The sequence below is a fragment of the Staphylococcus sp. aM genome, from assembly GCF_052975125.1.
Genome location: NZ_CP121447.1, coordinates 1,295,073 through 1,320,528 on the forward strand (window position 1 = coordinate 1,295,073; position 25,456 = coordinate 1,320,528).

Here is a 25,456-nt window from a genome sequence, read left to right on the forward strand (position 1 = left end):
TTTAACTGATGTAGAATATTATAGTATTGATTAATTTTGAAGATGCAAAGAAAGATAACCATTTATTATCAGAGAATTTTTAATAAACTTAGTTTTATTAATGTTCTCTATACATATAGTTAGGAGTAAGCAAATGTCTGAAAAGCAATATGATTTAGTTGTATTAGGTGGTGGCACTGCAGGTTATGTAGCAGCAATACGTGCTTCACAGTTAGGTAAAACGGTTGCTATTGTTGAAAAATCGCTATTAGGAGGTACGTGTTTACATAAAGGATGCATTCCTACTAAATCACTACTAAAATCTGCAGAAGTAGTCCATACTATAAAAAATGCGAAACAATTTGGTATTGAAGTTCCTGAGTATCATTTGAATTATGAACGTATTTTAGATAGGAAAGATGAAATCGTAAATCAAATGTATCAAGGTGTTCAGCATTTAATGAAACAGAATCACATTGATGTGTTTAACGGCACTGGTCGTATTTTAGGAGAATCTATATTTTCTCCACAAAGTGGTACGATATCAGTAGAATTTGAAGATGGAGAAAATGAAATGATTCCAAATCAATTCGTACTTATAGCTACTGGTTCTTCACCACAACCGTTGCCATTTTTAAACTTTGATCATCAAGTAATATTATCGAGTGATGATATTTTAAATATGGATATTTTGCCAGATAGTATCGCAATTATTGGTGGGGGTGTCATTGGTTTAGAATTCGCATCGTATCTTACGGATTTAGGTGTCGATGTGACAATTATTGAAGCTAATGAACGCATTTTACCAAATGAAAGTGCTCAAATTGCAAAAACAATTAAACGAGAATTAGAAAATCGCGGAGCAAAATTCTTTGAAAATGTTGCCTTAGATGAACAAAGTGTTGAGATTAACAAAGATAACAATAGCGCAACAATTCATATGAATAATCAACAAATCTCTGTAGATAAAGTCTTGTTATCGGTTGGACGTAAACCAAATACTTCTAATATCGGATTACAAAATACAAAAGTGAAAACGACTCAATCAGGTCACATTATCACAAATCAATATCAACAAACTGAAGATAAGCATATATATGCTGCAGGTGATTGTATTGGTAAATTGCAATTAGCACATGTAGGGTCAAAGGAAGGTATCGTTGCAGTTGAACACATGTTTGATGATTCACCTTTACCTATCAACTATGATTTGATGCCAAAATGCATTTACACTTATCCTGAAATAGCTTCAATAGGGAAAAATTTAGAACAGGCTAAAGAAGCTAATATTAATGCTAAAAATTACAAAGTTTCATTTAAAGCAATTGGTAAAGCAATGATAGAATCTACTGGTCCACAAAATGGCTTTTGTGAAGTGGTAGTTGATCAGGATCAAGATGAAATAATTGGATTAAATATGATTGGCCCACATGTAACAGAATTAATCAATGAAGTATCATTATTACAATTTATGAATGGCTCATCATTAGAATTAGGTTTAACCACTCATGCCCATCCATCTCTATCTGAAGTATTGATGGAACTTGGCCTAAAAATTGAAAACCGAGCAATTCACGTTTAAATAGGAGGAAATAACATGATTGACTATAAGTCAGCAGGCCTTACAGAAGAAGACCTAAAAAATATGTATAAATGGATGGACCTTGGACGCAAATTAGATGAAAGACTTTGGTTACTCAATAGAGCTGGAAAAATTCCTTTCGTCGTTAGTGGTCAAGGACAAGAAGCAACTCAAATTGGTATGGCGTATGCTATGGAACAAGGCGATATTTCATCTCCATATTATAGAGATTTAGCTTTTGTAACATACATGGGTATGACGCCACTCGATACAATGTTAGCTTCTTTCGGTAAGAGAGACGATATTAACTCAGGTGGTAAACAAATGCCATCTCACTATAGTCATAGAGAAAAAGGTATTTTATCTCAAAGTTCTCCAGTAGCTACTCAAATTCCGCATTCTGTAGGTGCAGCATTAGCGCTAAAAATGGACAAAAAGCCAAATATCGCTACTGCAACAGTTGGTGAAGGTAGTTCTAACCAAGGAGACTTTCATGAAGGCTTGAACTTTGCTGGCGTACATCAATTACCTTTTGTATGTGTCATTATAAATAATAAATATGCAATTTCAGTACCTGATTCCTTGCAATATGCTGCAAAAAATTTATCAGATCGTGCCATTGGTTATGGTATAGAAGGTGTACAAGTTGATGGTAATGATCCAATTGCAATGTATAAAGCTATGAAAGAATCGAGAGACAGAGCACTTAATGGTGAGGGTGCAACTCTAATTGAAGCAATCACAACTCGAATGACAGCACATTCATCAGACGATGATGATAAATATAGAACACAGGAAGAACGTGACGGATTAAAAGAAGCCGATTGTAATATCCGCTTTAAAAATCATTTATTAGATTTAGGAATCATTGACGATGCTTGGTTATCGGAAATAGAACAAGAACATAAAGACATTATTAATCATGCGACAAAAGCTGCAGAAGAAGCACCATATCCTTCAGTTGAAGAAGCTTATGCCTATGTTTATGAAGAAGAAGGGAGTATCAATCATGACTAAGCTATCTTATTTAGATGCAATTCGCCAAGCACAAGACTTAGCTATGGAAAAAGACCAAAACACTTTTATTCTTGGTGAAGATGTTGGTAAAAAAGGTGGCGTATTTGGTGCTACTTTGGGATTACAAAGTAAATATGGCAAAGAACGCGTCATTGATACACCATTAGCTGAATCAAATATCGTTGGTACTGCAATAGGTGCAGCCATGTTAGGTAAACGTCCTATTGCCGAAATTCAATTCGCAGATTTTATTTTACCAGCTACAAATCAAATTATTAGCGAAGCAGCAAAAATGCGCTATCGTTCCAATAATGATTGGCAATGCCCGATTACAATCAGAGCACCATTTGGTGGTGGCGTGCATGGTGGATTATATCATTCACAAAGTATTGAAAGTATCTTTGCTTCAACACCGGGATTAACAATTGTTATACCATCATCCCCATATGACGCCAAAGGATTACTGTTATCTTCAATTGAATCTAACGACCCAGTGCTTTACTTTGAACATAAAAAAGCATATCGCTTCTTAAAAGAAGAAGTACCAGAAGATTACTACACAGTCCCTTTAGGTAAAGCTGATGTAAAACGTCATGGCGATGACATAACAGTATTTTGTTATGGATTAATGGTTAATTATTGTTTACAAGTTGCTGATATTCTTGCAGAAGATGGTATCAACGTTGAAGTAGTTGACTTAAGAACTGTTTATCCACTAGATAAAGATACTATTATCGACCGTACCAAAAAGACAGGAAAAGTCTTATTAGTCACTGAAGATAATTTAGAAGGTAGCATTATGTCAGAGGTATCCGCTATTATCGCTGAAAACTGCTTATTCGACTTAGATGCACCTATTATGCGATTAGCTGGTGCCGATGTACCTTCAATGCCATTCTCACCAGTTTTAGAAAATGAATTAATGATGAATCCTGAGAAAATACAGGCGAAAATGCGTGAACTCGCAGAATTTTAAGGAGGCTTTACAATGGATATTAAAATGCCAAAATTAGGCGAGAGTGTTCATGAGGGTACAATTGAGCAATGGCTCGTATCTGTTGGTGACCATGTCGATGAATATGATCCACTTTGTGAAGTAATTACTGATAAAGTAACAGCAGAAGTACCATCTACAGTTTCAGGTACGATAACAGAATTAACTGTAAGTGAAGGGGAAACTGTAGAAATCAATACAGTCATTTGTAAAATTGAATCACCTGATGAGAGTAATGCAAATACATCCTCAAATGAGGATAAACAAAATGAGTCACACTCTCAATCGCAAAACGTAGCAGATGAGACAGCAACAAAACAACATCATACTGCTCAACATCATAATGATAATCAACCTAAAAATAATGGTCGCTTTTCACCTGTAGTATTTAAATTGGCGTCTGAAAATCAAATTGATTTATCACAAGTACCAGGAACTGGATTTGAAGGTAGAGTTACCAAAAAAGATATCTTAGCGTATATCAATTCAACAGATTCACATTCAACACAAACTAACACGTCACAATCATCAGTTAACGCACAACCAAAAGTTACAACAGAAGCAAACGATTCACAACAATGGGACGGTGATCAAAGTACAATACCTGTTAATGGTGTTCGTAAAGCGATTGCTAATAACATGGTAACAAGCGCAACTGAAATACCACATGGTTGGATGATGATTGAGGCAGATGCTACTAATTTAGTTAAAACTAGAAACTATCATAAAAATAGTTTTAAAAAGAATGAAGGCTACAATCTTACATTCTTTGCTTTCTTTGTCAAAGCAGTCGCAGAAGCATTAAAAGCTTACCCTATGTTAAATAGTAGTTGGAATGGCAATGAAATTGTCATTCATAAAGATATCAATATTTCCATTGCAGTTGCACATGAAAATAAATTATATGTACCAGTCATTAAACATGCTGATGAAAAATCAATTAAGGGTATCGCTCGAGAGATTAATGAACTAGCTCAAAAAGCAAGAAATAATCAATTAACTCAAGAAGATATGCAAGGTGGCACATTTACTGTTAATAATACAGGTTCATTTGGTTCTGTATCCTCAATGGGTATTATCAACCATCCACAAGCAGCTATTTTACAAGTTGAATCTGTCGTTAAAAAACCTGTGGTCATCGATGATATGATAGCAATTAGAAGTATGGTTAATCTTTGCATATCCATCGACCACCGTATCTTAGATGGTTTACAAACTGGCCAATTTATGAATCATATTAAACAACGCGTAGAACAATACACAGTAGAAAACACTAATATATATTAGTCACTATTTTATTCGTAGACATAAGTACTTTCTCATTTACGAAAGTATTTATGTCTATTTTAATTTCCAATAATCATGCATGTTGAAGTATCGAAGTTTAATTAGTAAAATAAAGACAGTTAAATTAATAACGAAAGGTGATTCTAATTTATGGATTTAAACTTTGATTTATATATGAACGGGGTCGTGGACCAAGCAAGAAACGAAATTGAAGAAGCTGGCTATGAGCAACTAACAACAGCTGATGAAGTTGATAAAGTATTAAAACAAGATGGTACAACACTTGTTATGGTTAACTCTGTGTGTGGTTGTGCAGGTGGTATTGCACGTCCAGCAGCTGCACATGCACTACATTATGATAGATTACCAGATCGATTAGTAACTGTATTTGCTGGACAAGACAAAGAAGCTACACAACAAGCTAGAGATTATTTTGAAGGTTATGCACCTTCAAGTCCTTCATTCGCATTGATTAAAGATGGTAAGATCACAGAGATGATTGAACGTCATCAAATAGAAGGTCATGATGTCATGAATGTGATTAATCAATTACAAAACTTGTTCGATCAATATTGTGAAGAAAGATAAGAGGTCCTAGTCAGATGCTCAAGTTAAATCCGTATAAGATTGGATTTAGAACACTCAAGACAGCAGTAGGAATGACATTAGGTGTTATAATTTGTAAGCTTTTGGGCCTCGATAACTATGCTTCAAGTGCAATACTTGTTGTACTTTGTATTAAACATACTAAAATGCATTCACTAACGGCAATTGTTTCTCGCTTAGTATCATGCTTATTAATCCTATTTTTAGGGTCAGCAATATTTTCAATACTAGGACAACATGCCGTCGTATTAGGTTTAATTGTATTATTGTTTATTCCATTAACAGTTGTATTAAATGCGCAAGAAGGTGTTATTACAAGCTGTGTTATATTACTACATGTTTTCAATGCTAAAACAATCAATGGACATCTGATTCTTAATGAAATAATGTTGTTAATTGTTGGACTCGGCATTGCCTTTATAATGAATTTAATCATGCCAAGTTTAGACAAAACGTTAAAACATTTTAAGAATGAGATAGAACATCAAATTACTGATGTTTTTATAGCTTTTGAAAATGCATGTAAACACGATAACCATGAACTCAATATTACTTTTGAACCGCTTGCATTAAATATTAGAAAAGCCAAATCATTAGCATTTAGAGATGTTAAGAATCACTTTGTAAGAAATGAGAATTCATATTATCATTATTTTGATATGCGCGAAGAGCAACTAGATTTATTAAAAAGAATGAAATTTTTAATTGAAAATATACAAACTAAAGATCCAATTTTAGACCGAATTTCACAATTACTCTCTGAAATAGGTAGTAATGTTAATAGCAATGACTATACTGCTTTACGTTTACATTCATTGTATGAAATAAGATTATCTTTAGATGAATTACCATTGCCGACTTCACATCAAGCTTTAAATTCGCGTGCTAATATTATTCAATTACTTAACGAATTAGAAGAGTATTTAAATATTAAATCTCAATTTGGCTCATTAAAATTGCATAGTGAAATTAAAAATTATGCTTAAAAATATAAATTTCCATATACAAAAGCCAGAGACATCAATCATAGATGTCTCTGGCTTTTTAAATATTTTAAAAGATTAGTTCAACATTGGGACTAAACTAGTAAGTAGTAGGGCTAATACTACCGCTACTAACATCACTACTATAATTACACGTAATACTTTATTCGTCATATGAAGTTCCTCCAATTGCATAAAACGTATTTAAGACTTAATTCATAATACAAAATCTAGGTATAGATTAACATTATATGATTTAATTCTGAATTGCAATCAATTTATTTTTGATATATTCAGAATTCAGTTAAACTGTAGTTATAGGATTAAGGGGGAATGACAATGATGAATAAAGAACGTCTCTTAGATACATTTTTAGAATTAGTAAAAATCAATTCAGAAACTGGTAATGAAGAGAAAATTCAACCCATTTTAAAACAAAAATTTGAAGCACTCGGGTTAAAAGTTGAGGAAGACCAGGCAAGTCAAACAGATGGTTTAGGTGCTAACAATCTTGTTTGCACGATGCCAAGTAATATTTCAAATAAAGATGTACCTAAATTATATTTTACAAGTCATATGGATACTGTAGTTCCTGGTCTTGATATCAAGCCCCATGTTGCAGAAGATGGCTACATATACTCAGATGGAACTACCATTCTAGGTTCTGATGATAAAGCAGGTTTAGCAGCTATTATTGAAGCAATTACTACTATAAATGAACAACACTTATCCCATGGACAAATTCAATTTGTAATTACAGTAGGTGAGGAATCAGGTCTATTAGGTGCTCAAGCTCTGGATACATCTTTATTAGATGCTGACTTTGGATATGCTATTGATGCCAGTGTTGACGTCGGTACTACTGTTGTCGGCGCCCCAACACAAATGAAGATTAATACAACAATTAACGGGAAGACTGCGCATGCAAGTACACCAGATGAAGGTATTAGTGCTATTAATATAGCCGCTAAAGCGATTAGTAAAATGCATCTAGGTCAGATCGATGATTTAACTACTGCAAATATAGGTAAATTTCATGGTGGTTCAGCAACAAATATTGTAGCTGATGAAGTAATTATCGAAGCAGAGGCACGCTCACATAATGATCAAAGTATTGAAAAGCAAGTACAACACATGAAAGATACCTTTGAACAAACTGCTAAAGATTCAGGTGGTCAAGCTCACGTAGAAATAGAGAAAAGTTATCCTGGATTTAAGGTTAATGATGATGAACTGGTAACTAAAATAGCTAAAGAAAGTGCTGTTACTTTAGGGCTAAAAGGTAATACAGTAATCTCTGGCGGCGGTTCAGATGGTAGTATCATTAATACGTATGGTATTCCATCCGTTATTTTAGGGGTTGGTTATGAAAATATTCACACTACAAGTGAAAGAATTGCCGTTAAAGATCTTAATATGTTAACTAGCCAAGTACTAAAAATTATTGAACTCGTTGCAGATTAGCACGGCCAATTTAGTGAAGTATGTACACAATTTGTGATACAATATGAATGAAATATTCGAATAAGAGAGGTAAGTAATATGACACAACAAATAGGTGTAGTAGGTTTAGCCGTAATGGGTAAAAACCTTGCATGGAATATTGAATCACGTGGTTATAGTGTATCTGTTTATAATCGTTCTAGACAAAAAACGGATGAAATGGTGGAAGAATCAAAAGGTAAAAGCATCCACCCAACATATTCTTTAGAAGAATTTGTTAATTCATTAGAAAAACCCCGTAAAATTTTATTAATGGTTAAAGCTGGTCCTGCTACCGATGCAACAATAGATGGTTTATTACCTTTATTAGATGATGATGATATTTTAATTGATGGTGGTAATACAAAGTATCAAGATACAATTCGTCGAAATAAAGCATTAGCTGAAAGTGGCGTTAATTTCATTGGTATGGGTGTATCAGGTGGTGAAGTAGGCGCTTTAACTGGTCCTTCATTAATGCCTGGTGGTCAAGAAGCCGCTTATAATAAAGTCAGTGATATCTTAGATGCCATTGCAGCTAAAGCGCAAGATGGCGCATCTTGCGTAACATACATTGGCCCAAATGGTGCAGGTCATTATGTGAAAATGGTTCATAACGGTATTGAATATGCAGATATGCAATTAATCGCTGAAAGTTATGCAATGATGAAAGACTTATTAGGTATGAGTCATACTGAAATTTCTCAAACATTCAAAGATTGGAATGCTGGAGAACTCGAAAGTTACTTAATAGAAATTACTGGTGATATTTTCACTAAATTAGATGAAAATAATGAACCTTTAGTAGAAAAAATATTAGATACTGCTGGTCAAAAAGGTACAGGTAAGTGGACTTCTATTAATGCATTAGAATTAGGAATTCCATTAACAATTATCACTGAATCAGTATTTGCTCGTTTCATTTCATCCATTAAAGAAGAACGTGTTAACGCGTCTAAATCATTAAATGGACCACAAGCTTCATTTGATGGTAATAAAGAAGAATTCTTAGAAAAAATCAGAAAAGCATTATATATGAGTAAGATTTGTTCTTACGCTCAAGGCTTTGCGCAAATGAGAAAAGCGAGCGAAGATCACGAATGGAACTTAAAATTAGGTGAGCTTGCAATGATTTGGCGTGAAGGTTGTATCATTCGTGCACAATTCTTACAAAAAATTAAAGATGCTTACGATAATAATCCAGAACTTGAAAACTTATTATTAGATCCATACTTCAAAAATATTGTTACAGATTACCAAGATGCATTAAGAGACGTCGTAGCAACAGGCGTTAAAAATGGTGTACCAACACCAGGATTCTCTGCAAGTGTGAACTACTATGATAGTTATCGTTCTGAAGATTTACCTGCTAATCTTATCCAAGCACAACGTGACTATTTTGGTGCACATACTTATGAACGAAAAGACCGTGAAGGTGTATTCCACACACAATGGGTTGAAGATTAATCATACAATGTTTTGATTTATAACGTCTTACACGAAAGTGTAAGGCGTTTTTTTAAGTTAATTTACCTAAGTTTTACATCAAAAATTTTGACCATCGCTTATATTATCGATAAAATAATTAATAAAGAAACCGGTTTCATTTATAAACAATATATTAGAGGTGTACATATGATGACTAAAAATTGGTGGAAAGAAGCAGTTGCATATCAAGTTTACCCAAGAAGTTTTAATGATAGCAATGACGATGGTATAGGGGATTTACCTGGTGTTATAGACAAGTTAGATTACTTAAAAGATTTAGGTATAGATGTAATCTGGTTAAGCCCAATGTACAAATCGCCTAATGATGACAATGGCTATGATATTAGTGATTATCAGGCAATTATGGATGAATTTGGTACAATGGATGACTTCGATCGATTATTAGAGGGTGTACATCAACGAGGAATGAAATTAATACTAGATTTAGTTGTAAATCATACATCTGATGAACATCCTTGGTTTATTGAATCAAAATCAAGTAAAGATAATCCTAAACGTAACTGGTACATTTGGAAAGATCCAAAACCTGATGGTTCGGAACCTAATAACTGGGAAAGTATTTTTAATGGTTCAACATGGGAATATGATGCCAATACGGATCAATATTATTTCCATTTGTTTAGTAAAAAACAACCAGATTTAAATTGGAATAATAAAGAGGTAAGAAAAGCAGTATTCGACATGATGAATTGGTGGTTTGATAAAGGGATAGATGGATTCAGAGTTGATGCTATTACGCATATTAAGAAAACATTTGAAGCAGGTGATTTACCCGTACCAAATGGGAAAACATATGCACCGGCATTTGACGTCGATATGAATCAACCTGGTATCCAAGATTGGTTACAAGAAATGAAAGATCAATCATTATCTAACTACGACATTATGACTGTGGGTGAAGCAAATGGCGTAACACCAGACGATGCTGATGAATGGGTCGGAGAGAAAAATGGTAAATTTAATATGATTTTCCAATTCGAACATTTAGGACTGTGGAGTACGGGAGATTCTCAATTTGATGTCAGTGCATATAAAAATGTACTAAACCGTTGGCAAAAACGCTTAGAAGGCGTTGGCTGGAACGCACTATTTATTGAAAATCATGACCAACCAAGGCGTGTATCAACATGGGGAAATGATACCGATTACTGGTATGAATCAGCTACAAGTCATGCAGTTGTGTATTTCCTTCAACAAGGTACACCATTTATTTATCAAGGACAGGAAATAGGAATGACTAATTATCCATTTGATAGTATAGAAACATTTAACGATGTAGCAGTTAAAAATGAATATCAAATCGTTAAAGAACAAGGTGGCGACGTTAATCAATTATTGGATAAATATAAAATGGAAAATAGAGACAATTCTCGTACGCCAATGCAGTGGAATAATGAGGAAAACGCAGGCTTTACAGGTGGAAAGCCATGGTTCCCAGTAAATCCTAACTATAAAGAAATTAACGTAGCTGATCAACAAGAAGATGAGCATTCTGTATTAAATTTTTACAAATCACTCATTCAATTGAAAAAATCGGCTGATATTTACACTTACGGTCAATTTGATTTAGTGGATGCTGATAATCCAAATATATTTGCTTATTCAAGAACACTTAACAATGATAAGGTACTCATCGTGGGTAATTTAACTGATAAAGTGAGTCAATTAAATATTGATATCGATGTAAAACATACAGAAACATTACTTCACAATTATGATAAAGATATTAATCTAAATCAAATTGAGCCTTATGAAGCCTTTGTATTAAAACTTTAATACAACTAAAAATCATGTCTACAAATATGACGCAATGTCATTCTGTAGACATGATTTTTTATGTCTATTATTCATTATTATAATGTTCTTGCTCAACAGGTAACCATAATTGAATTTTAGTAAAAGGATCATCAAATGAAATCTCTAAAGGATACACTTCTACGTATAAACTATTTCTTTCATATGGTAACGTCAACTGTAGACTTGTTTCGATATAATACCAAGCCTCATTTACCGTATAATCAATTTCCCCTTGTAAATTAAACTTAGCATAGTGTCTGCCAGGTAGAAATCTACTTTCTAAATGAGCTGGATAACGCTCACTCGGTACACCTACGAAAATTTCTAACCCAGAATCTAAAGGACAACTTATAACAAATAATTCGAATGGACTTATATCATTATAACGTCGTAACTCTTTTAAATGACCATCTAATAGCAAATCTTCTAAAAAGTCAGGAACATTAAAAGGGTTTGACAAATTCTTTGCATCGATATAGCGTGCATACCCAACTAAAGAAATATCATCTGTTTCTTCTAGTCGATAAGGATAAGGTGCTCTCTCTGTTGTTGTCAATTTAATGTATATGCGCTCTTGCATTTTAAGTTCATCTTTTTTAGTTGACGCTTGTATTGGTGAAACGCCGTGAAAATCACTAAAATCATTTGCAAAATCATTTGAATTTGCATATCTATACTTTTTAGCTACGTCTACCAAACGACTCGCACTATGTTTGACGTCGATAGCAGCTAGTGTTAGCTTTCTAGCTCTTGCGTACGCCTCTGGTGATAGACCTACAATCATTTTAAATGATTGTTCAAGGTGAAAGGGAGAGAGACCAACGTAATCACTTAATTCTTGCAAATTAAACGGCTCAAGAAGACGGTCTTCAATATAAACAATTGCCTGTTGTATTTGCTTGATAACGTCCAAAATATTCACTCCAATTATTTTCAATCATTAACTTTTATTCTACATTATTTTGTCTTAATATACACCTGAAAGCATAGCAATAAATGAATTTAATAAAAAAAGTGAACGACTACAGGTACTCAATGCTATTATAATGAACACAGTGATGAGTGCTAATATAACTATCATTTCACATACCATATAATCATTCACTATTTGATTGATTTAATCATACATTTTATTACATCTTCTTATTGAATATCGTCCCACCAGTGATTACCATCTCTACTTAATAAAAGGTCACTTTCTAACGGGCCGTTTGTACCAGAAGTATAGTTAGGGAAATCTGGTTCTACCATATTCCATTGTTCTTGAATCGCATCAACAAATTTCCAAGTTGATTTTAATTCTTCCCAGTGTGTAAAGTTTGTTGCGTCACCTTTAAGACAATCAAATAATAGATTTTCATATGCATCGACAGTATTCATTTTATCTTGTGCACCCATCGCATAAGATAATTGTACTGGTTCAGTATCAATGCCTTGAATATTTTTCTTAGCATTTAAATGAAGTGATACACCTTCATTTGGTTGAATATTAATGACTAATAAATTAGAATCCAATAATTTATCTGTTTGATAGTATAAGTTCATAGGTACTTCTTTAAATTCAACTACTACTTGAATTGTTTTAGATTTCATTCGTTTACCTGTTCGAATATAGAATGGTACGCCTGCCCATCTAAAATTATCAATAGTTAATTTACCAGACACAAACGTTGGAGTGATAGAATCTTCAGCAACTCGATCTTCTTCACGATATGATTTTACTTCTTGACCTTCAATGACACCTCGGTCATATTGTCCACGCACAAAGTTCTTTCTCACATCTTGTGGACGTAATTGACGTAAAGATTTTAATACTTTTACTTTTTCAGCTCTAATATCTTCACTATTTAAACTGATAGGGGCTTCCATTGCTAATAAGGCAACCATTTGTAACATATGGTTTTGAACCATGTCTTTTAAGGCACCACTAGATTCGTAATAACCACCACGATCTTCCACACCTAAAATTTCAGAAGATGTTACTTGGATATTAGAAATATATTTATTATTCCATAGTGGTTCGAACATAGCATTAGCAAAACGTAAAACTTCAATATTTTGAACCATATCTTTACCTAAATAGTGATCGATACGATAAATTTCTTCTTCTTTAAATGAACGTCTTATTTGGTTGTTTAATGATTCAGCTGATTTCAAGTCACTTCCAAATGGCTTCTCTATAACAAGACGTTTAAAGCCTGAAGTATTGGTTAATCCAGATGATTTTAAATAATCTGAGATAACACCAAAGAATTGTGGAGCCATAGCAAGATAGAACAGACGATTACCTTTTAAACCGAATTGAGTATCTAACTGATTACTAAACTCTAATAATGATTGATAACTTTCTTCATCACTTACATCATGCTTGTGATAAAACACATGTTCCATGAATTCATCAATTTTATGTGTTTCCTTAACATGTGATTGGATTGACGCTTTAACTTGCTCACGGAACGTATCGTTACTAATATCGCGGCGACCAATTCCAATAATAGCTATGTGTTCATCTAAGTTATCTTGTTGAAAAAGGTGAAAAATGGAAGGGAACAATTTACGATGACTCAAATCACCAGTTGCTCCGAAAATTGTAATTAAACAAGGTATATGTTTTTGTTTTGTACTCAAGATTAAAACCTCAATTCTATAAAAAGATATATGATTGTTATATTATATGATAAAGAAAACTTATGGTCATATAATATGCTTTGTAAAAAAGTCATAAAACGTAACTATGATTTATTTAAATGATAATCGATATTGACAATAATTACCAAATTATTCGACTTACGTATAGCGCTACTAAATAGTGAATTTACATCAGGAATGACTAATAAGCATTAGTATTTATACTTATAATCATTCTTGTTATATATACATTTTATTTCTTATTATAAAAATTGTCATTATATATGATAAAATAAATCGAAGAGAAGGAGGTGTGAGCATGGAAGTCACATTTTTCGGTACTAGCGCTGGACTACCAACCAAAGAGAGAAACACACAAGCAATTGCATTAAATCTTGAACCTTATTCTAATTCAATATGGCTTTTTGATGTAGGTGAAGGCACACAACATCAAATTCTTCATCATTCGATTAAATTAGGAAAAATCGATCATATCTTTATTACACATATGCATGGTGATCATATTTTTGGACTTCCAGGATTACTAACAAGTAGATCCTTTCAAGGTGGAGAAAATAAACCTCTCACACTCGTCGGACCTAAAGGTATTCAAAAATATATTGAAACAACATTAACTTTATCCGAATCACATCTCAATTATCCAATTACATACATAGAGATAGACGAATCCTTAAATTATCATCATAATGGATTTATAGTACAGGCTGAAATGTTAAATCATGGTATTAAATCTTTTGGTTATCGTATAGAAACGCCTACAACACCAGGTACTATTGATGTGGATGCACTAAAAGCAATCGGACTGGAACCTGGACCTAAATATCAAGAAGTAAAAACAAATAATACCTTTGAATTTAATGGGAAAGTTTATCAATCTGATGAATTCAAAGGAGAGGCAAAGTCCGGACCTGTTGTCGCTATATTTGGTGACACAAAGCCATGTCCTAATGAACACATTATAGCGAATGAAGCTGATATTATGGTACATGAAGCCACGTATATTGAAGGTGAAAAAACGCTAGCCAATAGTTATCACCATAGTCATATCGATGATGTTTTCAATTTAATTCGTCAAGCAAATGTCAAACAAAGCTTAATCACACATATGAGTAATCGCTATACTAAAGAAGAAATCGAAAATATTGATCAGGAACTCAATGCATTAGCAGATACACCAGATTTTACTTTCGTTACTGATTTTGACTCTTTTAAAATTTAAAACATCGCCACTGATTTATGGTCAGTGGCGATGTTTTACTATTTAATCATCTGTATTGGATAATTCAACACTTCGATTAACTGCTGCACTTAAACAATCTTCAAATACAGCAACCAAATCATATTGAGATAGGGCATCTAAACCAGCTTGTGTTGTACCGCCTTTAGATGTAATATTTTTTCTTAGTTGTTCCATGCTTAAATCAGATCGTTCAATCATCTTACTCGTTCCAATTATTAAATTACGAATAGATTCTTCAACTTGATCTTTTTCTAAACCGAGTTGCGTACCAGCTTTAACATATTGTTCAAATACATGGTATAAAAATGCAGGCCCGCTTCCTGTAATAGCCGTTACTTGATGTAAGTGATCTTCTGATACCTCAATGACTGAACCAAATGCATTAATCAATTCATTCACTTCATCTTTAGCTTTAGGACCAAAATTATTTGAGAAACTAATACCTGTTACAGAATGACCTACTTGTGCATTAGTATTAGGCATAATACGAGCTAATGGATTATTAGTATTTAATTGCTCTCTTATATAATCAATGGATAAACCAGCCATAATTGAAATAAAACGATTACTATCAGTGATTGAATCTTTAATTCTATCAGCTAAAGCTTCGAAATCATGTGGTTTCGTGCCTAAGAATACGTAATCAGCATCCTTAAGTAATGCTTCATCATCATAGCTATAATTCACACCTAATTTTTCGGCAAAATCTTTAAGTGCCGCTTCATTCGATTTGTTTGTTAAATAAATATCATTAGGATCTAAATTATTAGAATTAATAATGCCTGTAAAGATTGCTTGTGCCATATTGCCTGCACCATAAAATACAAGTTTCATATACTTCACATCACCTTCATTTTAGTTATAAAATAATGATACCTTATAAATATAACTACATAGTAACATATATTAGAAATATTCAATATTAAGTATACAATTTATCGACATTTTTATATGAAATGAGATATCTCTATATAAGAAAGAGAGTGAATACCATGATAGGCCAACATTATATTGTTACAGGTGGTACAAGTGGCTTGGGATTAGATATTGTACATGAACTTATTAAAAGAGGAACTCATGTAACCATTCTTGCACGTAACATTAAGAAGTTTCGACAAATTAATTTCGGTAGTCAATCCTCATTTGTCGATGTTATAGAATGCGATTTGCAAAATAGGCAAGACATTATTCATATTACATCTCAAATTAAAACACCTATACACGGATTGATATATAGTTCAGGATTAGGTTATTTTAAATCTATTGCTATGCATACAACAGAAGAGATGATTGAAACATACGATGTTAACTTAATTAGTTTTAATTTACTATACAATACGATAAAGCCATATTTAGTAGATCATGCGCATGTAATTGGTATATCTAGTCAAGCTGCATTTGTCACACAATCGCACGCTGCGCACTATGGTGCGTCTAAAGCTGCTTTTAATCAAGTTCTAAATGCACTGAGATTAGAAGAACCAAAATTACACGTCATGTCAGTAAATACGGGACCGATTGACACTCCATTTCATCAAAAAGCAGACCCATCCTTATCGTATTTCAACCAATATCGTTCAATAATGATTCATTCCAACCAACTTGCTCAACATATCGTGGAAGGTATTATTAAAGAAAAGCAAGAAATCAATGCACCTACATGGATGCATCAAATGTTAAAATTATATCAATTAGCACCAAGATTTTTGGAAAAACATTTTTCTCATTTGTTTAATAACAAAAGTAATCATTAATTATAAGTGTTTGATAGAATCAGAAAACAAATTATATTACAAAAGCCACTAAATGAATTATCGTCATTTAATGGCTTTTCCTATATCTATTATTATTTTAAATGTTGTGTATACTGTAAATCTTTGACGCGTTCTCTAGACGCTTTAATTTGATCTAAACTTACATCTTTATAATAATTTTCAACATTTTCTTCTAGTTGTTCTACGCTACTTGCACCTACGATGATAGAGCCTAAAGCATCATGTGAAGTGAGATAATTAAATGATAGCGCAGTTAGATTACTTTCAATTTCTTTAACAGAAGCAATCGTTTCACCTAATTCATCTTGTGTATAGTCGAATATACCATCAGCGAATTTTTTATCTAATGCTTCGTTACTATTTGACGTTAATAAACCTTTAAATACAGGTCCACGTGCTAATACTTTAATTTGCTTTTCATGTATGTCATCTAATAAGCTTTCAGGTCGATTATCAATGAGGTTAAATTGAGACATTAATGTTTCAATTTGACTATGTTTTAAATAATAATCAATCACATTTGGACGAATAGATGAAATACCATATGCGCGAATGATACCTTCTTGTTTTAACTCATCAAACGCACTTATTGTTTCATCTAATGGATCATCAATAGTACCACCATGTAATTGATATAAATCAATATGATCTAAACCTAAACGTTGTAATGAGCCTTTCACACCTTCTTTAATATGTTTTTTTGAAGGATCCCATGTGATACTGCCATCTTCAGTTAATCGGTTACCAACTTTAGTGCCAATAACTATATCATCACGATTTTGATATCTTTTTAATGCTTTACCAACGATTTCTTCATTAATACCTTGGTCATACATATCAGCCGTATCAAAATAAGTAATACCATTTTCAATTGCACTTTCAATTATCGGTTGTGCAGTTTTATAATCTGTACCTAAACTCATACAACCTAATCCTAATTCTGAAATTTCTATACCACTTTTCAAGATATTCTTTTGCATGTATTTTCTCCTTTCGATACACTTTAACTAACGCATTCAGTTTATCAATTTATTAAAACATTTAAAAGGAACGTGATTATAAATGGAATTTAACGAAAAAACGATAGATAGAACAGTGATTTATAATGGGAAAATAGTCGATTTAGAAATCCATGATGTAGAACTACCTGACGGACGTACATCTAAACGTGAACTCATTTATCACAATGGCGCAGTGGCAGTATGTGCCATAACACCTGAAAATGAAGTACTACTAGTAAAGCAATTTAGAAAACCAGCCGAAAAACCATTATTAGAAATTCCTGCTGGTAAATTAGAGAAAAATGAGGAACGAGAGGAAGCAGCTAAACGTGAATTAGAAGAAGAAACTGGATATATTGCGAAAAACTTGCAATTTGTTACACATATGTATGGTTCTCCAGGCTTTTCAAATGAGAAGCTTACCATTTATTTTGCTGACCAATTAGAAGTAGGGGAAATGAACCTTGATGACGATGAATTTGTGGAAGTTCATAAATTCTCAATTGAAGAAGTAAAAGAAGCGCTTCAAAATGCAGAAATTGAAGACGCAAAGACAATCATTGCACTTCAACATCTATTATTAAATTATAATCATTCTAAATAATGAACGAATATCCTTGCGTTTCATTGAGAATACTGGTAATTTATATATTGAATCATGCTTTAGATTAAAATGATTATAATTCTTAGTAGAGGAGTGAGGCTTCCGTGGAAGAACGATTAAATCGCGTGAAGCAACAATTACAACAGTCTTCATATAAGTTAACTCCACAACGTGAGGCTACTGTAAGAGTTCTAATAGAAAACGAAAAAGACCATTTAAGTGCAGAAGATGTATATTTAAAAGTTAAAGACAAATCATCAGAGATCGGATTAGCTACCGTTTATCGTACCTTAGAATTATTAGCAGAATTAAAAGTATTAGATAAAATTAATTTTGGTGATGGTGTTGCTCGTTTTGACTTAAGAAAAGAAGGAGCTAAACATTTCCATCACCATTTAGTATGTATGGAATGCGGTAAAGTCGAAGAAATCGAAGAAGACTTATTACCAGAAGTTGAAAATCGTGTTGAAAAAGAATTTAATTTTAAAATTTTAGACCACCGATTAACATTCCATGGTGTATGTTCAAATTGCCAAGCTAAAAAAAGTGAAGAGAATAAATAAAATTACTTTATCTGAATAAATGTACAAATGTTTGAGTATTTTAGATTCTCCACACATATATGATATTAAGAAGCCACCGCTTCAAAAGAGGTGCTTTATGATGGAAACAATTATAGAAGAATATTTAAAATTTATTCAAATTGAGAAAGGATTAAGTGTCAATACAATTGGTGCTTATCGTCGAGATTTGAATAAATATAAAGAATACTTAACATTACAAAAGATTTCAAATATCGATTTTGTAGATCGTCAAACAATTCAAGAATGTTTAGGTTATTTAATCGATCAAGGTCAATCATCTAAATCTATCGCTAGATTTATTTCAACAATACGTAGCTTTCATCAATTTGCGTTACGCGAAAAATATGCAGCTAAAGATCCAACAGTATTAATAGAAACACCAAAATATGAAAAGAAACTCCCTGATGTTTTAGAAGTAGATGAAGTCATTGAATTACTCAATGCACCAGATTTAAATAAAAACAATGGATATCGAGACCGCACAATGCTTGAGTTATTATATGCTACAGGTATGCGTGTATCTGAAGTGATACAAATTGAAGTTGAAGACGTCAATTTGATGATGGGATTTGTTCGCGTATTTGGTAAAGGAGACAAAGAACGTATTGTGCCATTAGGAGATACGGTTATAGACTATTTAACTACCTATATCGAAACCGTAAGGCCACAATTACTTAAGCAAACTGTGACCAACGTCTTATTTTTAAATATGCATGGTAAACCTTTATCTAGACAAGGTATATGGAAGATGATTAAACAAAATGGTCTAAAAGCTAATATTAATAAAACACTCACGCCACATACATTAAGACACTCATTTGCAACACATTTACTTGAAAATGGTGCCGATTTACGTGCAGTACAAGAAATGTTAGGACACTCTGATATTTCAACTACACAATTATATACACACGTTTCAAAATCACAAATTAGAAAAATGTATAATCAATACCATCCTAGAGCTTAATAAACGTTAAAACCAATGATACCTAAGATATAGAAGCGTATCATTGGTTTTTATTATTATCTATTTGAAGTCTTTGATACTGTTTATCCTTTAATGCGAGTTGTCGTGCTAAAATAACATCACTTCGATCTCTTAATAAATGGTGATGAACAATCTCATCATTTAAAATAGGTGATGAAACAAAATGATAATCTGAATAATGTAATTGAATTCGATTCAACATGTCAACATTAATAGGCAATTGAATAGGTTCAAATGGTTGTCGTTGTGCTACGCGTGTCATTTGTTGGTCAAGTAACGTGATATACCGTTGAATATTCAAATGTAATTGCATTTGATCTTCTTTATTAGCGTTTTTAATGACTTGTTTTGCTTTGTCAAAAGACTTAGCAGCACCTTTTAAATTACATCGTCGAAAGTGATAGCAAGCCGTAGCACATAAAATCAAACTCACGACAGCATCTTGTTTGCTAAAATGGTTATTTTCTTTCCAAGCCTCTTCAAGTATGTCATGACATAAAAAATAGTGCTGACTTGTATGAAAGTGATAATAAAATTGAATTAATGCTTGTTCCATCTGAATTTCACCTTAATTTTAAAAGTTATATAAATTCATGCTATAATATTTTAGTGAAATATGCACATAAGTTGCAACATGAGGTAGATACTATGTATGAAGTAAAACTGGATGCATTTAACGGTCCACTCGATTTGTTATTACATTTAATTCAAAAATTTGAAATAGACATTTATGATATTCCTATGAAGTCATTAACTGAACAGTATATGCAATATGTTCATGCAATGAACCAATTAGAAATCAACGTTGCAAGTGAATACTTAGTCATGGCTTCAGAATTGCTGATGATTAAAAGTAAACTATTGTTACCACAATCAGAAGATAATCTCGACCTAGAAGAAGATCCACGTGAAGATTTAGTTGGTAGATTAATAGAATATCAAAATTACAAAGAGTACACAGAAATCTTAAATGAAATGAAAGCTGAACGTGATCACTATTATACTAAGCATCCAACTGATTTATCACATATGGAGACTGATGAATCTTGGGACCCATCGAATACCATTGATTTAACCGAATTAATTGTTGCTTATCAACGTGTTAGAAACCGAGTAGAAATCAACAAACCTCATTCCGTAGAAATTAAGAAAGAAACATTTACCATTCAACAAGCAACGGCACAAGTCACGGACAGATTAAAAACAAAGTCATCCTTCAATTTCTTTAGTCTGTTTACATTTACAGAACCTATAGAACAAGTGGTAACACACTTTTTAGCCATATTAGAAATGTCAAAGTCAGGGATTATTAATATTGAACAACATCAAAACTTTGATGACATTAATATATTAAGAGGAGTGAATTACGGCGTTGAATAAGCACGGTATATTAGAAGCACTGCTATACACATCAGGAGATGAAGGCCTTGAAGTCAAACAATTGCTTGAAATTCTAGAGGTCAATGAAGCTGAATTAACTGACCTAATCGACACGTACGAATCGAACGGTCTCATGATTCAACAATTTGGAACAACATGTGTTATGACAACTAAAAAAGACGCTGCACAATACATCGAAGCCTTAATTGAACAAAAATCTAAAATGAAATTATCACAAGCCGCAATGGAAACATTATCGATTATTGCGTATAATCAACCATTAACTCGAAGTGATATCGAACTTATTAGGGGTATTAATTCTGATGGTGCAGTTAAAACACTCATTGCAAGAGGTTTAGTAGAAGCAAAAGAAGTCCAGAATTCACGGAGTCAACAATTAATCACGACAGACCTATTTTTAAATGTATTTGGTATAGAAAAATTAGAAGATTTACCAGCCACTCAAGAAGATGAAGAAGAAATGGACGCGTTCTTTAGTAACTTGGTAAATCAAAAGGGAGATACAAATGAGTAAAGAATTAGAAAGATTACAAAAAAGAATTGCAAGCAGTGGTTATACATCACGTCGTAAAGCTGAAACTTTAATTACTGATGGCAAAGTAAAAGTTAATGGACAAGTCGTCACTGAACTGGGTACAAAAGTTTCAAATTCAGATACTGTTGAAGTTGAAGGTATCAAATTAGAGCAAGAAGATAAAATTTATATTTTATTTAATAAACCTGCACAAGTAATTACAAGTGTATCGGATGATCGTGGCCGTAAAGTCGTGACTGATTACTTCAAAGATATAGAAACACGTATATATCCAGTAGGTCGATTAGATTATGATACATCGGGATTATTATTGTTAACGAACGATGGAGAGTTCACGAATTTAATGACACACCCTCGATATCATATTAAAAAGAAATATGTCGCTAAGCTTAAAGGGTATCTAATGAGAGAAGAAGTGAAAGCTTTAGAAAAGGGTATCGAACTTGAAGATGGTTTCACACAACCTGCTCAAGTTAAAGTGAAAAACCAAGACAAAGATAAAAATACTACTCTTGTTGAAATCACGATTAGTGAAGGTAGAAACAGACAAGTGCGTCGTATGTTCGAACATTTTGGACACCAAGTAAGCAAATTAACGCGTATCCAATTTGGCCCGCTTGACATAAAAGGTTTAAACGCAGGTGAAGGTCGAGTACTCACACCTCATGAAGTTAAAACAATCCGCCATTTAGCTGAAAATGGGAATGATTAAACTATACCAATGATATTTAAATCTTTGAGATTTTTTTCACAAAGATTTCTTTAACACTAACTTAATGACTATTTCATATGCTATAATAACTATTGAAATGAACAGCATGTGTAGGAGGTAATTTAGTATTATGACGAATGAAATACTTATCGTTGATGACGAAGACAGAATCAGAAGATTACTTAAGCTATACCTAGAAAGAGAATCTTTTGAAACACATGAAGCAAGTGATGGTAAAGAGGCATATCAACTTGCTATGGAAAATGACTATGCGTGCATTCTTTTAGACTTAATGTTGCCAGAGATGGACGGTATCGAAGTAGCCACTCAATTAAGAGAGCATAAAGATACACCTATTATCATGCTCACTGCAAAAGGTGAAGAGACGAATCGTGTCGAAGGGTTTGAATCAGGTGCCGATGACTATATTGTAAAACCATTCTCCCCAAGAGAAGTTGTCTTAAGAGTCAAAGCATTATTAAGAAGAACGCAATCAACAACACCTGAACAAAGTGAACCTCATGCAAGAGATGTGATTGAGTTCAATCACTTAGTCATCGATAATGATGCACATAGAGTACTAGCTGATAATGAGCAGGTTAATTTAACACCAAAAGAATATGAACTATTAATTTATTTAGCTAAAACACCTAATAAAGTATTTGATCGTGAACAATTATTAAAAGAAGTTTGGCATTATGAATTTTATGGCGATTTACGTACGGTAGATACGCACGTGAAAAGATTAAGAGAGAAGCTCAACAAAGTATCGAGTGATGCAGCTCATATGATACAAACGGTTTGGGGCGTCGGCTATAAATTCGAGGTTAATACAAACGATGAACCGGCTAAATAGTGTAGTAATAAAACTGTGGTTAACTATAATTTTTATAGTAACGACAGTTTTAATTTTATTAAGTGCTGCGTTAATTACTTTTATTCAATATTATTATACACAAGAAGCTGAAGATTCCATTAAAGAAGACGCCAAACGTATTAGTTCATTGGTAGAAAGCTCTAAAAATCAAAATATAGCCATTAAAAATAGCCAAACATTGATAGATAATCCAGGTGGATTAATTATTATGAAAAATTCATCTACCGCTTATCAACAAACAATTTCACCGGATAAAAAAGCAATGTTAAAAGAAATCAAAGATAATAAAGATTTTAACCGTGTTTTCAAACATGGTGAGTCAATGACACGTAATGTCACGATTAAAGAACAAGGTAATTCACATCCCTATATATTAGTGGGTTATCCAATGAAAGCTGAGCCAGGAAGTCACTCAGAATATAGTGGTGTCTTTATTTTTAAAGATTTAAAATCAATTGAAGATACTAACAATGCGATTACAATTATCATCTTAATTACCGCAATTATATTTTTAGCAGTGAGTACTATTTTTGCATTTTTCCTATCATCTAGAATTACGAAACCGTTAAGAGAGTTAAGAAATCAAGCTCAAAAGGTATCACAAGGTGATTATTCACATATCACATCAGTATCAACAAAAGATGAAATTGGAGAACTGTCACGAGCGTTTAATAATATGAGTTTTGAAATTCAAGAACACGTAGAAGCATTATCTACATCTAAAAATATACGTGATAGCTTGATTAACTCAATGGTCGAAGGTGTTATAGGTATTAATGAACAAAAGGATATTATTTTATCAAACAAAATGGCAGACCAAGTCTTCTATACATTAGATGATAACGCGGTTGAATTAATAGAAAATCAAATTGAACAAACCTTTAATACTAAAGAAACGCAATTCCAAGAAATTGAAGCAAACACACGTTATTATGTGATTATCATGAGTTATATTGAACGTATCCAAAATGATGGCAGAAGTGGCATCGTTGCTATAATACGTGACATGACAAATGAACATAATCTTGATCAAATGAAAAAAGATTTCATCGCAAATGTGTCTCATGAGTTACGAACACCAATTGCATTACTACAAGGCTATACAGAATCTATTGTAGATGGAGTTGTCACAGAACCAGATGAAATACATGAATCACTCGCTATTGTCTTAGATGAATCTAAACGTCTAAACCGCTTAGTAAATGAATTATTAAATGTAGCGCGTATGGATGCTGAAGGATTATCTGTAGAGAAAGAGACACAACCAATTTCTGATTTACTTAACAAAATGAGAATAAAATATCGCCAACAAGCCACTGATTTAGAACTTAACATGCAATTTGAAGTGAACAATCAACAGTTATGGAACTATGATATGGACAGAATGGATCAAGTCTTAACCAATTTAATTGATAACGCATCAAGATATACACAACCTGGAGATACAATTTCAGTAACTACAGACGAAGATAATAGCTATAATATTTTAAGAATAACAGATACGGGTACTGGCATCGCACCTGAACATTTACAACAAGTCTTCGATCGTTTCTATAAAGTAGATGCATCAAGAAAAAGAGGTAAACAAGGTACTGGATTAGGATTATTTATCTGTAAAATGATTATAGAAGAACATGGCGGTATAATTGAAGTTGAAAGTCAAGTAGGCGAAGGAACAACCTTTATCATCAAATTACCAAAATAAACATAATAAAACCTGTTAGAGTCAGTTGATTACTTTAACAGGTTTTTTATTTATTATTAAATCTATAGATTAATCATCAACTTGATTATTTTAATGACAACTTATATCTATATAAATATATCGGAGCAAACTCATTGTACATAACAGAG

Annotated in this window: 24 protein-coding genes; 19 read left to right on the plus strand and 5 right to left on the minus strand. The window is 32.7% G+C overall.

Annotation, left to right across the window (positions count from 1 at the left end):
• Window positions 1–133: 133 nt before the first annotated feature.
• The 9 genes from lpdA (at window position 134) to P7F85_RS06495 (ending at window position 11,215) form a co-directional block, all read left to right on the plus strand.
• The gene (lpdA, locus tag P7F85_RS06455; RefSeq protein ID WP_117725878.1) at window positions 134–1,561 is read left to right on the plus strand and encodes a dihydrolipoyl dehydrogenase; all 1,428 of its coding nucleotides are present in this window, start codon (window positions 134–136) and stop codon (window positions 1,559–1,561) included.
• Window positions 1,562–1,576: 15 nt separating this feature from the next.
• Window positions 1,577–2,578, plus strand: a complete 1,002-nt coding sequence (locus P7F85_RS06460; protein ID WP_270251487.1) for a thiamine pyrophosphate-dependent dehydrogenase E1 component subunit alpha — start codon at window positions 1,577–1,579, stop codon at window positions 2,576–2,578.
• Complete coding sequence (locus P7F85_RS06465; RefSeq protein WP_002465763.1) at window positions 2,571–3,554, plus strand: alpha-ketoacid dehydrogenase subunit beta; 984 nt, start codon at window positions 2,571–2,573, stop codon at window positions 3,552–3,554. Before P7F85_RS06460 ends, P7F85_RS06465 begins: the two co-directional genes overlap by 8 nt.
• A 12-nt stretch (window positions 3,555–3,566) precedes the next feature.
• Window positions 3,567–4,859 (plus strand): dihydrolipoamide acetyltransferase family protein, encoded by a 1,293-nt coding sequence (locus P7F85_RS06470; protein ID WP_447158527.1) that lies wholly within the window; start codon window positions 3,567–3,569, stop codon window positions 4,857–4,859.
• Between the two features lie 150 nt (window positions 4,860–5,009).
• Entirely contained in the window at window positions 5,010–5,447 is a 438-nt protein-coding gene (brxB, locus tag P7F85_RS06475) for a bacilliredoxin BrxB (protein ID WP_002465745.1), read from the plus strand.
• 14 nt (window positions 5,448–5,461) lie between these two features.
• Entirely contained in the window at window positions 5,462–6,451 is a 990-nt protein-coding gene (locus P7F85_RS06480) for an aromatic acid exporter family protein (protein WP_002465753.1), read from the plus strand.
• 336 nt (window positions 6,452–6,787) lie between these two features.
• Window positions 6,788–7,912 (plus strand): M20/M25/M40 family metallo-hydrolase, encoded by a 1,125-nt coding sequence (locus P7F85_RS06485; RefSeq protein WP_002465770.1) that lies wholly within the window; start codon window positions 6,788–6,790, stop codon window positions 7,910–7,912.
• Between the two features lie 78 nt (window positions 7,913–7,990).
• Window positions 7,991–9,397, plus strand: a complete 1,407-nt coding sequence (gene gndA, locus P7F85_RS06490) for an NADP-dependent phosphogluconate dehydrogenase (RefSeq protein ID WP_046464389.1) — start codon at window positions 7,991–7,993, stop codon at window positions 9,395–9,397.
• Between the two features lie 171 nt (window positions 9,398–9,568).
• Complete coding sequence (locus tag P7F85_RS06495; RefSeq protein WP_015364983.1) at window positions 9,569–11,215, plus strand: glycoside hydrolase family 13 protein; 1,647 nt, start codon at window positions 9,569–9,571, stop codon at window positions 11,213–11,215.
• Between the two features lie 67 nt (window positions 11,216–11,282).
• Here the strand turns inward: P7F85_RS06495 and P7F85_RS06500 are convergent, their stop codons facing one another.
• Both P7F85_RS06500 and zwf read right to left on the minus strand, forming a co-directional pair.
• Entirely contained in the window at window positions 11,283–12,149 is an 867-nt protein-coding gene (locus P7F85_RS06500; RefSeq protein WP_002465781.1) for an AraC family transcriptional regulator, read from the minus strand.
• A 230-nt stretch (window positions 12,150–12,379) separates the two neighbouring features.
• The gene (gene zwf, locus P7F85_RS06505) at window positions 12,380–13,864 is read right to left on the minus strand and encodes a glucose-6-phosphate dehydrogenase (protein WP_002465779.1); all 1,485 of its coding nucleotides are present in this window, start codon (window positions 13,862–13,864) and stop codon (window positions 12,380–12,382) included.
• A 319-nt stretch (window positions 13,865–14,183) separates the two neighbouring features.
• Here zwf and rnz point away from each other — a divergent pair, with 319 nt between their 5' ends.
• Window positions 14,184–15,104: a ribonuclease Z gene (gene rnz, locus P7F85_RS06510; protein WP_002465732.1), complete on the plus strand. Its 921-nt coding sequence runs from the start codon at window positions 14,184–14,186 to the stop codon at window positions 15,102–15,104.
• Window positions 15,105–15,146: 42 nt separating this feature from the next.
• On the opposite strand, the gene proC is transcribed toward rnz, so the two are convergent.
• On the minus strand, window positions 15,147–15,959 hold the full coding sequence (gene proC / locus P7F85_RS06515; RefSeq protein WP_002465747.1) for a pyrroline-5-carboxylate reductase: 813 nt from the start codon (window positions 15,957–15,959) through the stop codon (window positions 15,147–15,149).
• 158 nt (window positions 15,960–16,117) lie between these two features.
• On the opposite strand from proC, the gene P7F85_RS06520 reads away from it, so the two are divergent.
• Window positions 16,118–16,879 carry an SDR family NAD(P)-dependent oxidoreductase gene (locus P7F85_RS06520; protein ID WP_019235920.1) on the plus strand — a complete coding sequence of 254 codons (762 nt, stop codon included), beginning with the start codon at window positions 16,118–16,120 and terminating at the stop codon, window positions 16,877–16,879.
• Between the two features lie 92 nt (window positions 16,880–16,971).
• On the opposite strand, the gene P7F85_RS06525 is transcribed toward P7F85_RS06520, so the two are convergent.
• Window positions 16,972–17,880: an aldo/keto reductase gene (locus P7F85_RS06525; RefSeq protein WP_002465738.1), complete on the minus strand. Its 909-nt coding sequence runs from the start codon at window positions 17,878–17,880 to the stop codon at window positions 16,972–16,974.
• A gap of 82 nt (window positions 17,881–17,962) precedes the next feature.
• On the opposite strand from P7F85_RS06525, the gene P7F85_RS06530 reads away from it, so the two are divergent.
• From P7F85_RS06530 to xerD, 3 genes are all read left to right on the plus strand, one after another.
• On the plus strand, window positions 17,963–18,505 hold the full coding sequence (locus P7F85_RS06530) for an NUDIX domain-containing protein (protein WP_002465769.1): 543 nt from the start codon (window positions 17,963–17,965) through the stop codon (window positions 18,503–18,505).
• A 104-nt stretch (window positions 18,506–18,609) separates the two neighbouring features.
• On the plus strand, window positions 18,610–19,068 hold the full coding sequence (gene fur, locus P7F85_RS06535) for a ferric iron uptake transcriptional regulator (protein ID WP_270251482.1): 459 nt from the start codon (window positions 18,610–18,612) through the stop codon (window positions 19,066–19,068).
• Window positions 19,069–19,168: 100 nt separating this feature from the next.
• Window positions 19,169–20,056, plus strand: coding sequence for a site-specific tyrosine recombinase XerD (xerD, locus tag P7F85_RS06540; RefSeq protein ID WP_002465792.1), 888 nt, complete (start codon window positions 19,169–19,171; stop codon window positions 20,054–20,056).
• Window positions 20,057–20,096: 40 nt separating this feature from the next.
• On the opposite strand, the gene P7F85_RS06545 is transcribed toward xerD, so the two are convergent.
• Window positions 20,097–20,633 (minus strand): DUF309 domain-containing protein, encoded by a 537-nt coding sequence (locus P7F85_RS06545; protein ID WP_002465789.1) that lies wholly within the window; start codon window positions 20,631–20,633, stop codon window positions 20,097–20,099.
• Window positions 20,634–20,725: 92 nt separating this feature from the next.
• Here P7F85_RS06545 and P7F85_RS06550 point away from each other — a divergent pair, with 92 nt between their 5' ends.
• The 5 genes from P7F85_RS06550 to P7F85_RS06570 all read left to right on the plus strand — a co-directional run bounded on the left by P7F85_RS06550 (window position 20,726) and on the right by P7F85_RS06570 (window position 25,307).
• The gene (locus P7F85_RS06550; RefSeq protein ID WP_002465785.1) at window positions 20,726–21,457 is read left to right on the plus strand and encodes a segregation and condensation protein A; all 732 of its coding nucleotides are present in this window, start codon (window positions 20,726–20,728) and stop codon (window positions 21,455–21,457) included.
• Window positions 21,450–21,992 (plus strand): SMC-Scp complex subunit ScpB, encoded by a 543-nt coding sequence (gene scpB / locus P7F85_RS06555; protein ID WP_046464387.1) that lies wholly within the window; start codon window positions 21,450–21,452, stop codon window positions 21,990–21,992. The genes P7F85_RS06550 and scpB overlap by 8 nt, the downstream gene beginning before the upstream one ends.
• Window positions 21,985–22,725, plus strand: coding sequence for a pseudouridine synthase (locus tag P7F85_RS06560; protein WP_002465723.1), 741 nt, complete (start codon window positions 21,985–21,987; stop codon window positions 22,723–22,725). The genes scpB and P7F85_RS06560 overlap by 8 nt, the downstream gene beginning before the upstream one ends.
• A gap of 130 nt (window positions 22,726–22,855) precedes the next feature.
• Window positions 22,856–23,581 carry a response regulator transcription factor gene (locus P7F85_RS06565; protein ID WP_002465735.1) on the plus strand — a complete coding sequence of 242 codons (726 nt, stop codon included), beginning with the start codon at window positions 22,856–22,858 and terminating at the stop codon, window positions 23,579–23,581.
• The gene (locus tag P7F85_RS06570; protein WP_015364986.1) at window positions 23,565–25,307 is read left to right on the plus strand and encodes an ATP-binding protein; all 1,743 of its coding nucleotides are present in this window, start codon (window positions 23,565–23,567) and stop codon (window positions 25,305–25,307) included. Before P7F85_RS06565 ends, P7F85_RS06570 begins: the two co-directional genes overlap by 17 nt.
• The last annotated feature ends 149 nt before the right edge of the window (window positions 25,308–25,456 follow it).

Coding starts and splice junctions, on each gene's coding strand:
- P7F85_RS06525 (WP_002465738.1), bottom strand. CDS start 17,880: ATGCAAAAGAATATCTTGAAAAGTGGTATAGAAATTTCAGAATTAGGA.
- P7F85_RS06550 (WP_002465785.1), top strand. CDS start 20,726: ATGTATGAAGTAAAACTGGATGCATTTAACGGTCCACTCGATTTGTTA.
- P7F85_RS06570 (WP_015364986.1), top strand. CDS start 23,565: ATGAACCGGCTAAATAGTGTAGTAATAAAACTGTGGTTAACTATAATT.
- proC (WP_002465747.1), bottom strand. CDS start 15,959: ATGAAACTTGTATTTTATGGTGCAGGCAATATGGCACAAGCAATCTTT.
- P7F85_RS06465 (WP_002465763.1), top strand. CDS start 2,571: ATGACTAAGCTATCTTATTTAGATGCAATTCGCCAAGCACAAGACTTA.
- P7F85_RS06560 (WP_002465723.1), top strand. CDS start 21,985: ATGAGTAAAGAATTAGAAAGATTACAAAAAAGAATTGCAAGCAGTGGT.
- P7F85_RS06565 (WP_002465735.1), top strand. CDS start 22,856: ATGACGAATGAAATACTTATCGTTGATGACGAAGACAGAATCAGAAGA.
- brxB (WP_002465745.1), top strand. CDS start 5,010: ATGGATTTAAACTTTGATTTATATATGAACGGGGTCGTGGACCAAGCA.
- P7F85_RS06485 (WP_002465770.1), top strand. CDS start 6,788: ATGATGAATAAAGAACGTCTCTTAGATACATTTTTAGAATTAGTAAAA.
- P7F85_RS06495 (WP_015364983.1), top strand. CDS start 9,569: ATGACTAAAAATTGGTGGAAAGAAGCAGTTGCATATCAAGTTTACCCA.
- gndA (WP_046464389.1), top strand. CDS start 7,991: ATGACACAACAAATAGGTGTAGTAGGTTTAGCCGTAATGGGTAAAAAC.
- P7F85_RS06470 (WP_447158527.1), top strand. CDS start 3,567: ATGGATATTAAAATGCCAAAATTAGGCGAGAGTGTTCATGAGGGTACA.
- P7F85_RS06520 (WP_019235920.1), top strand. CDS start 16,118: ATGATAGGCCAACATTATATTGTTACAGGTGGTACAAGTGGCTTGGGA.
- lpdA (WP_117725878.1), top strand. CDS start 134: ATGTCTGAAAAGCAATATGATTTAGTTGTATTAGGTGGTGGCACTGCA.
- rnz (WP_002465732.1), top strand. CDS start 14,184: ATGGAAGTCACATTTTTCGGTACTAGCGCTGGACTACCAACCAAAGAG.
- P7F85_RS06530 (WP_002465769.1), top strand. CDS start 17,963: ATGGAATTTAACGAAAAAACGATAGATAGAACAGTGATTTATAATGGG.
- P7F85_RS06480 (WP_002465753.1), top strand. CDS start 5,462: ATGCTCAAGTTAAATCCGTATAAGATTGGATTTAGAACACTCAAGACA.
- xerD (WP_002465792.1), top strand. CDS start 19,169: ATGGAAACAATTATAGAAGAATATTTAAAATTTATTCAAATTGAGAAA.
- P7F85_RS06460 (WP_270251487.1), top strand. CDS start 1,577: ATGATTGACTATAAGTCAGCAGGCCTTACAGAAGAAGACCTAAAAAAT.
- P7F85_RS06545 (WP_002465789.1), bottom strand. CDS start 20,633: ATGGAACAAGCATTAATTCAATTTTATTATCACTTTCATACAAGTCAG.